The following is a 13,724-nucleotide window of genomic DNA, read 5'->3' as shown; positions in this document are numbered from 1 at the left end:
GCCCCCACACCGCTTCCTCCCCCGCTCAACGCCAGAAGAACTCTTATCCACAACCGACCAACACCCCTACTATCCAGGGCCTGTCAAACCAGCAACTATCCACACCCCCTCCCCCGCAACTCCACCCACCAAACGTTATCCACAAAACTCCCACCCAGGCGAACCCCCAACTACTCACGCCCTGTTTCACCTGAAACTTGCCACCACAACTTGTCCACAAACTCCGACCTTCACCTTCAGCCTCCTCATCCACCCAGTGGATATCTTTGCGATATCAAAGAATAAAAAAAGCCGAGTTGGATAACTCGGCCCCTTACTCGAAAACAAGCTCTCATCGAAACACTAGTGCCATCGTTCCGGCACTGATAATCACAAATCTATCCACAAATAATCTTGCCCCGTATAAAACCCAAAATCACACAGAAAACCCCCACATAGCCCCTGGGGATATCTTTGTGAACAACTGAGCTTTCGCCCCTCGAATTTTCCGTATGCGAGCACAGAAAATATTGATCCTGATGGAACCTTTCCTGCGAGCTCGTCACAAGCTTGCCGCCTTAAGCCTTGAAAAACCACGTAAAAATGCCCGGGCGCGAATAAACAGGACGATAATCAGCGGCGATAGCCTGATCACTATGGGTCAAGATATCTATATAGTATTTCTGTGCAAAACCCACGTTTCGAGGCATCGAGCCTGCCTCTGGCTCGAAACTCGTCCCACCGCTGGATTCAGGCCTTATCCACAAACTTATTCCCAACATTATCCACAGCCTCACACTCACCCCGTTATGCCGGCCTGTCGGATCGCGAGCACGCAAATGCGACAACGCCCCGGAGCCATACGGCCACGGGGCGTTGCAGCCAGGTAAAACCTGGCTCACGGGAAAAACGGGATTTCCCGAATTAAAGCGGGCGAATTTCGGCCGCTTGAGGTCCTTTCGGACCGTCCTTGACTTCGAACTCCACTTCCTGGCCTTCGTTCAGGCTGCGATAACCGCGCCCCTGAATGGCCGAGAAATGTGCGAATACGTCCGTACCGCCGGCGTCCGGCGTAATAAAGCCGAAACCCTTATCGGCGTTGAACCATTTGACTTTGCCCTTCTGAACCATTTGTGTAGCGTCCCGATAATAAAAATGAATGCTAGTGAATCAAGGACGCCGACTAGAAATAGGCTCGTACAACGCTTGAATCAACTGCGAGACTTAGCATACTCACGCATCTTTGACGAAACAAATAGTTGTTTACCCGTATGTCGCATTTTTTCCATATCAGCGTTGAGGCAATATATCGGTCATAAATCGGGACTAATCAGAATCGCATTCCCGAGTTAATGGGATACTTGCCCGTTCGCTTTTTATTTCACCCCTAGCTGCATTATTGCCATGATCCGATCCAAGCTGCCTGATGTGGGCACCACCATTTTCACTGTCATGAGCCGGTTGGCTATCGAACATCAAGCCATTAATCTCGGACAAGGTTTTCCCGATTTTGACCCGGACGCGCGCTTATGTGATTTGGTGTCGCGCGCCATGGCCGCAGGACACAATCAGTACCCCTACATGCCTGGCGTGGCGCCATTACGCCAGGCTATTGCAGAAAAGACGCTGGCTCTTTATGGCCACCGCTACGATCCCGAAACCGAGATTACCGTCACCAGCGGGGCCACTGAAGCCTTGATGGCTACCGTATTGGCGGCCGTCAACAGCGGTGATGAGGTCGTTGTCATCGAGCCCTGCTACGACTCGTACTTGCCAGCCATCCGTTTGGCCGGCGGCACGGCCGTACCGGTGCCCTTGCGTGCACCGACAGAGGCAGACCCGTATTACCGCATCGACTGGCAACGCGTGCGTGATGCCATCACTTCTCGTACTCGTTTGTTGATGTTGAACTTCCCGCACAACCCCACAGGCGTGGTGCTCGAGGAAAGCGATCTGGATGCCCTGGAGAGCATTGTCCGGGATACCGGTATTTTGCTGCTTTCAGACGAAGTCTACGAACACATCGTGTTTGACGGGAAACCTCACGCCAGCCTGGCCACTCGGCCGCTGCTGGCTGAACACGCGTTTGTCATTTCTTCGTTCGGCAAGACCTATCACACGACGGGCTGGAAAATCGGCTATTGCTGCGCCCCGCGCCAACTCAGTACCGAGCTGCGCAAAGTCCACCAGTTCATGGTCTTTACCGTATCGTCGCCCATGCAGTTTGCATTGGCGGAATTCATGCAGGATCCCAAGCCGTACACCGAGCTGCCATCGTTTTACCAAGCCAAGCGGGACCGCTTGACAGCTGGCTTGGCCAATACCCGGTTCAAACCTTTGCCCAGCCCCGGCACGTTTTTCATGTTGGCCGATTACAGCGAGATCTCCAAGCAATCCGAAGCAGACTTCGCTCGAGATCTGACGGTGCAACATGGCGTCACTGTCATCCCGATATCAGCCTTTTATCAACACCCCGACGCAGAGGCCTCTAATCATCGCCTGGTGCGCTTTTGTTTCGCCAAGAAGGACGCGACCCTGGATCAGGCGATTGAACGCTTAGCGGGCGTTTAAATCGATTTAGACGCTAGTGACTGTATCTGCCCAGCACGGCGCCAAGCATCGCACGTAGACCTTCCAAAAAATGGGGCCAGAAGGCGAACATCCTTCTGGCCCCATTTTTCATTCACCGACTCAGGCGGCGGCCTGTTCCGATTTACGATTTTCACGCAGTTTTCGCAACAGTTGCGGAACCACGACAACAGCAATCGCGGCGATCCACAGACCGATCGACACCGAGCTTTGATACAAGACGGCAACATCGCCATTGGTGATGGACAAGGCACGGCGCAGGTTCTGTTCCATCATGTCGCCGAGCACGACCCCGAGGACCAATGGCGCCATGGGCACGCCGAACTTGCGCAAGAAATACCCAATCGTACCGATACCGACCACCATCAACAGGTCAAACGTACCGGAGTTGATCGCATACACACCGATGAAGCTGATGCTGAGGATGCCTGGCACCATCAGCCAACCAGGTACGGAGAGTACCTTGGAAAACACACGAACCATCGGTACGTTCATGACGAACAACAGGACGTTCGCAATGAATAACGAAGCAATCAGGCCCCACACGAGTTCGGGCTTGGTATCGAACAATACCGGGCCCGGCGTGATGTTGTAGAGCGTCAGCGCCCCCATCATGACGGCCGTCGTACCCGATCCCGGGACACCCAGCGTCAACATCGGCACAAAGGAACCAATCGCCGACGCCGTTGCGGCGGATTCCGGTGCAACCAGTCCCCGCATATCGCCTTTGCCAAACTTGGCATTGGGATCTTTGCTTTCGATAATGCGTTTTTCCTGGGAGTAAGCCACGGCAGCGGCAACGCTGGCACCAGCACCGGGCAACACACCCACGCCGAACCCTACCAGCGAGCTGCGCACGATGCTCCACCACGTGAACGCCAGCTCTTTCAGGTTGAATAGCTTGCGACCGCTGGACTTGACCTCGATGCTGTGTCCGGCCACGACTTTTTCAAGCATCTCCAGCATCTCGGCAACGGCAAATAGCGCGATCACCACCACCACGAAGTCGATACCATCAGCCAAGTGCACCGAATCGAAAGTGTAGCGATACACGCCCGAGTTGGAATCCACGCCGATCACTGCAATGCCCAAACCTATCATCGCAGCCAGTACGCCCTTGATGGGTTGTTTACCCAGCAGACTCGTCAAGCAGCAGAACGCGAAAACCATCAGCACAAAATATTCGGCTGGACCGAACGCCAATGCCCACTTGGCCAGCATCGGCGCCAGCAAAATGATGCCTGTCACGGACACGATCGCGCCGACAAACGCCGAACATGCAGACAACGACAATGCAACGTTAGCCATGCCTTGACGCGCCAATGGATAACCATCCAACGTCGTCATGATGGCGCTGGCTTCGCCAGGCACGTTCAACAGGATCGATGTAATGCGCCCACCGTATTCAGCCCCGACATATACCGCGGCCAACAAGATCAAAGCAGTTTCCGGCGGCAGGTTCATCGCAAATGCAATCGGAATCAGCATTGCCACGCCGTTGATAGGACCCAGGCCAGGCAAGACCCCAACCATCGTGCCGATGAAAGAACCGATCGCCGCAACCAACAGATTAGTCAGCGAAAACGCGACGCCAAAGCCAATAGATAAATGATCGACGATGCCGCTCATAGCAGATCTCCCAGCAGACCGGCGGGCAAGACAACGTCCAGCGCTCTGTCAAACAAGAAATAGAAGAAAACGCCCATAATCACGCCGCCGGTCACGCATTTCAGCCACGCACCGCCAAACAGACGACCAACGTAAACCGTCATCAACATGGTCGCAATGATGAAGCCCAACCACTGAAACAGAAACGCATAAGCCGCCGCGCCCAACACCATCAGCGCAATGCGCGAATTGGCACCGGGAGGATTGCTTTCGACAGGGTTGCCGCCCTTGATTGCCAGACGCAGCCCGCACAACCCGATCATCAAGGCAATCAGCATCGGAAAGGCGCGCGGCCCGACAGGCTCGTAAGCGAAAGGTGCTTCGATACCCCAGCCGGCCCATGTCATGAAGGCAGCCAGGAACAGGGCACAAATACCCAGAGTTCGATCAGTCATGATCTCTTGTCCTGAAATCGGCGCGCCGGGGTTCACGCGGTGCATGCATGGCGACCAAGGCGGCGCAAAACAGGGCGTCGGATGCTGACGCCCCCGGAAAAGGTCGCCACGCTGCGCCCTCGGCTTGCTGCTGCCTCGGGCGCCCGCCGGCTAAACCTACAGATTGCGTTTTACTTTTTGATCAGGCCGAAGCTATCAGCCAGCTCTTCGTATTTTTTGACTTGTTCTTTGACGTAGGCATCCAGCTCAGGCCCCGTCTTTTGGAACGGGAACAGGCCTTGTTGATCACGCAGCTTGGCGTATTCCGGCGCAGCCATCATCTTGTTGAAAGCATCAACCCAGAACTGGTAGTCCTTGTCCGAGACCTTCGGACCGACATAGAAGCCACGGATGATGGGCCAGGTAATGTCGTAGCCCTGCTCTTTCGCCGTGGGAATTGCGTTGAGTTTGCCGGGCAGACGTTCATCGTTGAACACTGCCAGCACGCGGATCGGTGCGCCGCCTTCGAGCATGGTGAAAGCTTCGGCAGCGTCACCCATGTATGCCTGGATATGGCCGCCGCGCAGTGCCGTTACGGCCTCGCCACCGCCTTCGAAGGCAACGAAACGCATTTTGCGGAAATCCACGCCTGCGGCTTTGGCAGTCAGGGCGGCTTTCATCCAATCCTGGCTGCCTACAGTACCACCTGCGCCCAGCACGATCTTGGTCGGATCCTGCTTGAAGGCTTCCATCAGGCTCTTCAGATCCTTGTAGGGGGAATCATCGCGTACGACAGCTACGCCGTAGTCGGTGCCGATGCCTGCCAGCCAACGCACGTCGTTGACGTTGTATTTGCCGAACTTGCCTTGCGCCAGGTTCAACAGCGAACCACCCGAGAACGCCACGATGCTGCCGGGCTCGTCAGGATGTTGTGCGACCACGTTGTTATACGCCACGGCACCAATGCCGCCGGGCATGTAGACGATACGCATGGCGGATTTCAGTGCGCCGCTCTGCTTGAGGCCTTCGGTAGCCAGACGGCAGGTCAGGTCAAAGCCGCCGCCAGGCTGGGCGGGAGCAATACATTCGGGCCGACGAGGTTCGTCGGCAGCGTGGGCGGTTGCCATACCCAAAACCAGGGCACATGCGCCAAATGCTGCGGCCAGGCGGGCTTTCAGAAAGAGTTGCATCTTGCGGTCTCCGTGAATCGCTTTTTAGATGTCATCGTGAGCCGGCCATGCCCACAAGACGGGATCCATGACCAACGGATCGCAACCGTACTCAATCCGGCCTTTCCGGAACCTTTCAATTTCCCGCAATTTCGTGCCGCAATGCAGCATTTGGGAATGAACCTAGGGTAAACACTAGTGCGGCACGCAGTCCAGGCTGCGGTTGCCGGTTCTCCAACACGAATCTGCCACCATGGATTTCCACGATGGTTCCGACGATAGCCAACCCCAAACCGGCACCTGGCTTGTTTTTGCCTGCGGCACCACGGCGGAAACGTACGCTGGCTTGGGAAATATCTGCTGATGACATGCCCGGCCCGCTGTCTTCAACGGTCACCCGGGCATAGCGCTCGTCCGCGTAGACGCGCACAGTGACTTGGCTCGCTGGTGCCGTATAGCGGATGGCGTTGTCGACCAGATTGCTGAGGGCTTCACGCAGCAACCAATCAACACCTTGGATGCGAACGGGCAGACTCGAGGCTTCAAGTCCCAGATCAAGGTGGCGCCCCCGTGCGGCGGGCAACAATGTGCGAATGACGTTCTGGGCGATATCCACCAGGTCGACTTCTTCGGGGACCAAGCCGGCTTCGCTCAGCGACGCATTTTTGGCGCGTGCCAGCGCCAGCATCTGATTGGTGGTGCGCACCGCTCGATCCAGGCCCTCTTGCATGGCAAGCAGGGCCGTACGTATTTCGGTCGGGTCGGTTTCCCGCAGTGCATAAGCCGTCTGGGTCCGCAAAACGGACAAGGGCGTGCGCAATTGGTGCGAGGCGTCGTCCAGGAACTGGCGCTGGACCCTCGCCTGAGCCGTAAAACGGCTCATATGGAGATTTACGGCATCGACCAAGGGAGCGACCTCACTTGGGATGTCCGGCGCGTCTACGGGGCTTAAATCGTCTGCTGAGCGCTTTTCCACATCCTGGCGTAACCGTTCGAGAGGACGCACTGCCCGAAAAACGCTCCAGACCACCACCAGCACCACAATCAGTATCACCACGATGTCGCGCTCGAGCGCACGTACTAACGACTGATTTAGAAAATTTTCACGGGTTTCCAGTGATTCGGCAACCTGCACGATTACCCGGCCGCCGCGGTTGTTGTACAGAGGGGGATCCATCGGCCTGGCCAAGGCCGCGACACGCAACGATAAGCCTTGGTATTGCGCGTTAAAAAACTGCGGTTGTCCTGAAATCAGGGGCTTATTCGGCAAAGGCAGGTCCTGATTGCCGATTTCTGCCAACCCGTCTTCGGTAGCGATGCGGTAATACACGTTGCCATTGGCAGTGAGCTCGAAAAATTCAAGCATCAAATACGGCTGCTCGAGACTTAGTCCACCGCTGGCTGTGGATATGTTGTGATCGATAGAACGCAGCGCTCCCGCGAGGGCACGGTCATATGCCTGATCGACCTGGTTGCGCAGTTGATAGTTTGACAGCCACAAAGCTATCAACATGATGAAAACTAGGGCCGGAATCAGCCACCACAACAACAATGATTTCAGGGTGCGATGGCGCGGCCTAAGTTTCAAGAATCGCCTCCAGGCAGTATCCCATTCCCCTCAGGGTCACGATTTGCACGCCTGTATCGGCGAGTTTTTTACGCAGCCTGTGCACAAGTACTTCGATGGCTTCCAGGTTGATATCCGAGTCATCTGTCTGAATGCGATCCAGGATCTGCTGTTTGTTGATGGGTTCGCCGCTGCGTTGGATAAGTACGCGCAACACAGCATGTTCACGGGGCGATAACTGCAACGGTTGACCACGTACAGTAAATCGCTGTGCAGAAGTATCCAGCACCAGATCACCAAGTGCCAGCCGCGGATGTTCGCGGCCGCGACTGCGGCGGATCAACGCGATCAATCGTGCTTCGAGTTCCTCGAGCACAAATGGTTTGGGCAAAAAATCATCAGCTCCCTCGTGCAAGGTATCGACGCGTTCGGCCAGAGAGTCGCGTGCCGTCAGTACCAGAACAGGAGTCCGGTCATCGCGAGCCCGGATTTTCGCCAGCAGGGTATGGCCATCCATACCGGGCAAGCCTAAATCCAAAATGACAGCATCGAACTCTTCCACAGCCAGCCGCCTTTCGGCGACCAGACCGTCATCAGCCCATTCAACAACAAAACCGGCATGCCGGGCCAGGCTGCGGGATAACCACCGAGCCAATTCGGATTCGTCTTCTATGAGGAGGATACGCATAGCTTATTTTTGCACCGCTGGGCGCTGGTGGGATTGCATGTTTGTTTTTCTCTTTTCTTTTTCTTTATATAAAGACTAATGATTAATAGAGTCTGTGGATAACTGCATCAACTCAAAAAAGCCATTCTATTTCATGAGCTTGTAGCGGTTTTTGGCTGTGCAGCAGTTCTGTGTAGCGCTGCGGACCAAGTTGAACAACTTTTGGAGCTCGGCCCAAAAAGCCGGCTTGTTCAATTTACGTCCACACGCTGTGCACAGTCCCGCTTTCTAGAGGTTATCCACAGGCGGTTTTGGGGTCGGATGGACCTCTGTGGATATGGTGTGAATACTTACTTTTCAAAAATTCCGGCTGTCTGGGAATTTGAGCGCAAGAATAGGATGTCTTGCGCTCAAATTCGGATCTACAGTGAGCTATCAGCCTCAAATGGCGTTTTTTCCGAGTGACCTAATGTCGAATTTGTCCGATCCGAGCGATATAGACTTGTACACAACCGACCAGGGGCGCTGGCTGGCAGTACAGAACCGAGATCCCGCGGCGGATGGATATTTCGTCTATGCCGTACGTACTACAGGGGTGTACTGCCGGCCCAGCAGCTCGGCACGATTGCCGCGCCGTGAGAACGTACTGTTTTTCGATACCCCTGAAGCCGCCGAGGCGGCGGGGTTCCGCCCCAGCCGGCGGGCAAGCGCAGATCGCACTGCGGCTGCCAGCCGTCGTGCAGTGCTGGTTGCCCAGGCCTGTCGCCAGATAGAAACAGCGGAAATGCCTCCCAGCCTGGAAGCATTGGCCGTGCAGGCTGGCGTCAGCATTTTTCACTTTCATCGCCTGTTCAAGGCAGAAACCGGAGTTAGTCCAAAGGCCTACGCGGATGCCCTTCGTGCCAAACGGCTGCGTGACGAATTAGCGGGGGCGCCAACCATCACGCAAGCGATTTACGAGGCGGGGTTCAATTCCAATAGCCGGTTTTACGAAGCATCCGATCGCTTGTTGGGGATGCGTCCAAAAGACTATAAGTCAGGCGGAGCCAATACTGATATACGTTTTGCCGTGGGTGAATGCTCACTCGGAGCAATTTTGGTGGCTCGCAGCCAACGAGGAATCTGTGCGATCTGGCTGGGCGATGATCCTGATCAGTTGGTGCGGGACCTACAGGATCGTTTTCCATTTGCTCGACTAAGCGGTGATGACTCTGAGTTCGAACAGTGGGTAGCGCAAGTCGTGGGATTTGTAGAGGCGCCTGGTGTGGGGTTGAACCTGCCGCTCGATGTACGTGGAACGGCGTTTCAACAACGCGTATGGCAAGCGCTGCGAGATCTCGCGCCGGGCGCTACGGTCAGTTATGCGGAACTCGCACAGCGCATCGGGGCGCCCAAGGCTGTGCGAGCGGTGGCCCAGGCGTGCGGCGCCAATCAATTGGCGGTGGCCATTCCCTGTCACCGTGTGGTCAGGCGTGATGGGGATATTTCGGGATATCGCTGGGGCGTGGAACGCAAACGCGAACTGCTGCATCGCGAGTCGGAGACGGCTGTGTTGGGCGACTGAAACCGCCGATTTCAGTTTTCGTGTTCGGCACGAAAGCAGATACACTGCCCGCCTCATTCGCTGACAGCACACCATGACGCCTTCTGAATTTTTCGTGGGTCTAGACGGGTTGCCCACACTGCGAGATCGCCTACCTACCCGGGTGATCGCGAGCCTGTTGTTTTCTCTGGTCGTTGTATTGATGCTGCTTGCCTGGATGTTGTCGCTATCGCGGGGGCTGGAACGCGCTGATGCCGCAACGAAAGAGATAGGCAATCTGCGCATGATGGCAAATCAGATTGCGATCGCGCTGATACGTCCCGATGCGGAACGACACGCCGCATTGGATCGAGCTTTACATGTACAAGATCAGGCGTTGAGGCTTTTGGCGGGCGGGAGCCCGTCCAGGCCCTTGCGATTGCCTCATGTCGCACATATTCGCGAACAACTGACCACGGTTGCACAACTGTGGAACCAGCATCTCAAACCGGCTGTTGCCGAGGCGGAAAAAAGCGGCGAGACGAATACCTATCTGGACAACCTGCCTGCGTTCATGACCGAGACAGATCGGCTGGCTGGCATGATTGAATTGGACAACGACAAGAAAAGAACGCTGCTGCGCTTTTTTCAAGGCGTCATTGCGGTGATTGGCAGTGTCGGTACTGGTCTGGCCATCTATCTGTTGTACGTCTGGATCATCCAACCGATGTTGCGTTTGCGAGAAGGGCTGCATCGTTTGACGGCGGGGCAATTCAATACCCGGTTGCCCGTTAAGACACGCGACGAGTTCGGCGTACTGGCGCACGGATTCAACCTGATGGCCGACAAGCTGGAGCATCTGTACCTGGAGCTGGAAAACGGCGTTCGCACCAAAACGGCAGAGCTGGAAAAACGCAATCGAGAGATTGCGTCTTTGTATATGGTGACCGCATTCTTGAATCTCCCTAACGATATCGAGGCGATGTGCCGGGGTTTCTTGCAACGGGTTATCGGCGAGGTTGATGCTGCCGGCGGATCGGTGCGCCTGATTGAATTACCAAATGAACATGCGCACGTCGTCGTGTCCGAGGGTGTTGCGCCGCAGGGCGATGAACTGACGTCCGGCACGATTTGCGCGCACACTGACTCGATTGTTTATCGCACTGATGCTTGCAGTGTGGCGACGTTTCGCATCATGACCCGCGATGAAAACCTGGGAGAGTTCGCGCTGCACTTTGACGCCGGGCGTGAGTTGCTGCCCAGTGAAACGCAACTGTTGGAAACCCTGGGTCAGCATCTGGGCGCCGCTCTGGATCACCGCCGCCTGGAGGCCAAAGCCCGGCAGTTAGCGGTGATCCGTGAACGCAGTCTGATGGCACAGGGATTGCACGACAGCATTGCGCAGGGCTTGAATTTTCTGAAGCTGCAATTGCAATTGCTCGAAGACGCCATGAAGCGCGCAGATTACGAAGACCTGCAGCAGATTGTGCCGTTGTTACGCACGGGAGTCGATGAAAGTTATCAGGATGTGCGAGAGCTCTTGGTGAACTTTCGTACCAAGCTCGACCAGGTCGAATTGTCGGTTGCCATCGAAGATACGGTCGAACGATTTAAACGGCAGACCGGCATTGTGATTGATCTGGATACGCAGTACAAAATGGGGCGCCCCTTATCGCCCGAGCAGCAGTTGCAGGTACTGTTCATTTTGCAGGAAGCCTTATCGAACGTGCGCAAACACGCTCAGGCGGATCATGTGCGCGTGACATTACGCAATGCCAATGATTTTGAAATGAAGATTGCCGACAATGGCATCGGCTTTCGCATGGATGACATTCGTCAAGGTGACGAAAATCACATTGGATTGAATATCATGCACGAGAGAGCTGCGCGATTGCATGCCGAGTTGGAGATGACATCCCAACCGGGAACAGGAACCACCGTGCGGCTGGTATTGCCGCATTCCGAACGTTCTGTGGTCTGAATTTGCGACATTATGACTATCCGTATTGTGTTGATCGACGATCACGCCCTGTTCCGATCGGGTGTACGGCTGCTGTTGCAGCGGCAACCCGATTTTGACGTCGTCGCAGAAGCGGCCGATGGTATCGAGGGGGTCAAGCGCGCCAAAGCGTTTCAGCCCAATGTGATTCTGCTGGATCTGAATATGCCAGGGCTGTCGGGTCTGGAAACGCTGAAGCTGCTGGTCCAGGACGTGCCAGATGCTGCCGTGCTGATATTGACCGTATCCGAAGAAGCCGACGAACTGGCGCAGGCGTTACGGGATGGGGCGCGTGGCTTTTTAATCAAGAATATCGATGCCACAACATTGGTGGCGGCCATTCGGCAGGCAGCCGGCGGTAAATTTTTTCATACGGGCGAAGCGCCCGGTGAACCGGACAAGGGGATTTCATGGCAGTAGCAGGTGACGCAAGCGAATTGGCCAAGGTGGTCGTACTGCTGGGCGCGGCAGTCGTGGCGGTACCTATTTTCAGGCGTTTGGGTTTAGGATCGGTCTTGGGCTATTTGGCGGCCGGCTTGGTGATCGGTCCGTTTGGCCTGGCGCTGTTTCGAGATCCTCATACGATATTGCATACGGCTGAATTAGGCGTGGTGATGTTCCTGTTCATCATCGGCCTGGAGATGCGTCCATCGCACTTGTGGGGACTGCGCAAGGAAATATTTGGTCTGGGCAGTTTGCAGGTGTTGATTTGCGGCGTGTTGTTGACAGGCGTAGGAGTAGCGTTCGGATTCCCGCTCGCCGTGGCGTTCATCAGCGCCATGGGCTTTGTGCTGACCTCCACCGCCATCGTGATGCAATTGCTGGGCGAGCGTGGCGATATGGCAAAGCCTCGCGGGCAGAAAATGGTCTCGATCTTGTTATTGGAAGACTTGTTGATCGTGCCATTGCTGGCATTGGTCGCGTTTATTGCCCCCCCTGGCGCGCACCAAGAAGCCTTGACAACCGAATCGCGCTGGATCGGTGTCGGCATCGGTGTTGGCTCGGTCGCGGCATTGGTCGTCGCGGGCATATGGTTGTTGAACCCGCTGTTTCGCTTGCTGGCGCGTGCCAAAGCCCGCGAGGTCATGACGGCAGCGGCATTGCTGGTGGTGCTGGGCGCAGCATTGCTGATGCAATGGGGCGGCCTGTCCATGGCGATGGGGGCATTTCTCGCCGGCGTCTTGTTGTCGGAATCGACTTTCCGCCATCAGTTGGAAGCGGACATCGAGCCGTTTCGTGGCCTGTTGCTAGGTCTGTTTTTCCTGGGTGTGGGCATGTCGCTGGATCTCACGGTCGTAGCGCAGAATGCACCGCTGATCGTGGCCGGGGTACTGTCCATGATGCTGGTCAAAGCACTATGTATTTACGGGACGGCGCGATTGGCCAAAAGCTCCCGTGCAGAGGCTATCGATCGCGCAGTGTTGATGGCACAAGGGGGCGAATTTGCTTTTGTGTTGTTTGCCGCGGCATTGGCCAATGGTGTCATCGATCCCATCGTCAATGCCAACATGACGGCCATCGTCGTGCTGTCGATGGCGCTGACGCCGTTGGTTGTGTTGATCCATAAACGCTGGATGCCGCGTGCGAATCTATCAACTGACGATCTGGAGACTCCAGAAGACCAGATCGGCAATGCCCTTGTGATCGGCTTTGGTCGTGTGGGGCAAATTGCCAGTCAACATATGTTGGCGATGGGAGCTGAAATCACCATCATCGACAATGATCCCGAAATGATACGCAGCGCCGGAACGTTCGGATTCAAGGTGTACTACGGTGATGGCACGCGTACCGATGTATTGCATGCCGCCGGAGCAAAGAACGCACAGGCGATTTTGATCTGCGCCGACGGCAAAGACACGGTGACGCAAATGGTCGAACGCATCAAGGCCATGTGTCCGCATTCCGTAGTGCTGGCACGTGCTTTTGATCGTGAGCACGCATTGGATCTGCATAAAGTGGATGTGGATTTTCAGATCCGCGAAACGTTTGAGTCTGCAATGGTATTGGGCAGACAGGCTACGCAGGCCTTGGGTGCGACGCCTGAAGCAGCGGAAGAAATTGCGGATGAAATCCGCAAGCGCGATGCCGAGCGGTTTCAACTGGAAGTCAACGGCGGACTATTCGCAGGGCGTGCGCTGCTGCTGAACAATCAATCGAAAGAATCGACCCATTGAATGCGCTGACTATCTG

The 13,724-nt window shown here is 55.7% G+C and carries 10 protein-coding genes and 1 pseudogene; 5 read left to right on the top strand and 6 right to left on the bottom strand.

Annotated elements, in window-relative coordinates:
* Window positions 1-903: 903 nt before the first annotated feature.
* Window positions 904-1,110, bottom strand: a complete 207-nt coding sequence (locus ACNA0I_RS22405) for a cold-shock protein (RefSeq protein WP_094823955.1) — start codon at window positions 1,108-1,110, stop codon at window positions 904-906.
* Between the two features lie 273 nt (window positions 1,111-1,383).
* Here ACNA0I_RS22405 and ACNA0I_RS22400 point away from each other — a divergent pair, with 273 nt between their 5' ends.
* On the top strand, window positions 1,384-2,550 hold the full coding sequence (locus tag ACNA0I_RS22400) for a pyridoxal phosphate-dependent aminotransferase (protein WP_415808236.1): 1,167 nt from the start codon (window positions 1,384-1,386) through the stop codon (window positions 2,548-2,550).
* A gap of 120 nt (window positions 2,551-2,670) precedes the next feature.
* Here ACNA0I_RS22400 and ACNA0I_RS22395 read toward each other — a convergent pair whose 3' ends face one another.
* From ACNA0I_RS22395 to ACNA0I_RS22375, 5 genes are all read right to left on the bottom strand, one after another.
* Complete coding sequence (locus tag ACNA0I_RS22395) at window positions 2,671-4,197, bottom strand: tripartite tricarboxylate transporter permease (RefSeq protein ID WP_415808235.1); 1,527 nt, start codon at window positions 4,195-4,197, stop codon at window positions 2,671-2,673.
* Window positions 4,194-4,631 (bottom strand): tripartite tricarboxylate transporter TctB family protein, encoded by a 438-nt coding sequence (locus ACNA0I_RS22390; protein ID WP_415808234.1) that lies wholly within the window; start codon window positions 4,629-4,631, stop codon window positions 4,194-4,196. Before ACNA0I_RS22390 ends, ACNA0I_RS22395 begins: the two co-directional genes overlap by 4 nt.
* A 170-nt stretch (window positions 4,632-4,801) precedes the next feature.
* Window positions 4,802-5,800: a Bug family tripartite tricarboxylate transporter substrate binding protein gene (locus ACNA0I_RS22385; RefSeq protein ID WP_415808233.1), complete on the bottom strand. Its 999-nt coding sequence runs from the start codon at window positions 5,798-5,800 to the stop codon at window positions 4,802-4,804.
* Window positions 5,801-5,915: 115 nt separating this feature from the next.
* Entirely contained in the window at window positions 5,916-7,331 is a 1,416-nt protein-coding gene (locus ACNA0I_RS22380; RefSeq protein WP_415808240.1) for a sensor histidine kinase, read from the bottom strand.
* Window positions 7,332-7,356: 25 nt separating this feature from the next.
* The gene (locus ACNA0I_RS22375; protein ID WP_415808232.1) at window positions 7,357-8,034 is read right to left on the bottom strand and encodes a response regulator; all 678 of its coding nucleotides are present in this window, start codon (window positions 8,032-8,034) and stop codon (window positions 7,357-7,359) included.
* A 448-nt stretch (window positions 8,035-8,482) separates the two neighbouring features.
* Between ACNA0I_RS22375 and ada the strand changes: the two genes are divergently transcribed.
* The 4 genes and pseudogenes from ada (at window position 8,483) to ACNA0I_RS22355 (ending at window position 13,708) form a co-directional block, all read left to right on the top strand.
* Complete coding sequence (gene ada / locus ACNA0I_RS22370; RefSeq protein ID WP_415808231.1) at window positions 8,483-9,577, top strand: bifunctional DNA-binding transcriptional regulator/O6-methylguanine-DNA methyltransferase Ada; 1,095 nt, start codon at window positions 8,483-8,485, stop codon at window positions 9,575-9,577.
* Between the two features lie 73 nt (window positions 9,578-9,650).
* Window positions 9,651-11,516 carry an ATP-binding protein gene (locus tag ACNA0I_RS22365; RefSeq protein ID WP_415808230.1) on the top strand — a complete coding sequence of 622 codons (1,866 nt, stop codon included), beginning with the start codon at window positions 9,651-9,653 and terminating at the stop codon, window positions 11,514-11,516.
* Between the two features lie 12 nt (window positions 11,517-11,528).
* A pseudogene (locus ACNA0I_RS22360) lies at window positions 11,529-11,897 on the top strand (response regulator); the annotation flags it as partial.
* A gap of 47 nt (window positions 11,898-11,944) precedes the next feature.
* Complete coding sequence (locus ACNA0I_RS22355; RefSeq protein WP_415808229.1) at window positions 11,945-13,708, top strand: monovalent cation:proton antiporter-2 (CPA2) family protein; 1,764 nt, start codon at window positions 11,945-11,947, stop codon at window positions 13,706-13,708.
* Window positions 13,709-13,724: the final 16 nt, after the last annotated feature.

It is taken from the genome of Bordetella muralis (genome assembly GCF_965139205.1).
In the GTDB taxonomy this organism is placed as follows: Bacteria; Pseudomonadota; Gammaproteobacteria; order Burkholderiales; family Burkholderiaceae_B; genus Bordetella_A; species Bordetella_A muralis.
This window is presented reverse-complemented; position numbering and strand designations above follow the sequence as displayed.

What these genes read in the sequence shown, in the direction of transcription:
- ACNA0I_RS22405 (WP_094823955.1), bottom strand. Translation starts at nt 1,110, where the DNA reads ATGGTTCAGAAGGGCAAAGTCAAATGGTTCAACGCCGATAAGGGTTTC.
- ACNA0I_RS22400 (WP_415808236.1), top strand. Translation starts at nt 1,384, where the DNA reads ATGATCCGATCCAAGCTGCCTGATGTGGGCACCACCATTTTCACTGTC.
- ACNA0I_RS22395 (WP_415808235.1), bottom strand. Translation starts at nt 4,197, where the DNA reads ATGAGCGGCATCGTCGATCATTTATCTATTGGCTTTGGCGTCGCGTTT.
- ACNA0I_RS22390 (WP_415808234.1), bottom strand. Translation starts at nt 4,631, where the DNA reads ATGACTGATCGAACTCTGGGTATTTGTGCCCTGTTCCTGGCTGCCTTC.
- ACNA0I_RS22385 (WP_415808233.1), bottom strand. Translation starts at nt 5,800, where the DNA reads ATGCAACTCTTTCTGAAAGCCCGCCTGGCCGCAGCATTTGGCGCATGT.
- ACNA0I_RS22375 (WP_415808232.1), bottom strand. Translation starts at nt 8,034, where the DNA reads ATGCGTATCCTCCTCATAGAAGACGAATCCGAATTGGCTCGGTGGTTA.
- ada (WP_415808231.1), top strand. Translation starts at nt 8,483, where the DNA reads ATGTCGAATTTGTCCGATCCGAGCGATATAGACTTGTACACAACCGAC.
- ACNA0I_RS22365 (WP_415808230.1), top strand. Translation starts at nt 9,651, where the DNA reads ATGACGCCTTCTGAATTTTTCGTGGGTCTAGACGGGTTGCCCACACTG.
- ACNA0I_RS22355 (WP_415808229.1), top strand. Translation starts at nt 11,945, where the DNA reads ATGGCAGTAGCAGGTGACGCAAGCGAATTGGCCAAGGTGGTCGTACTG.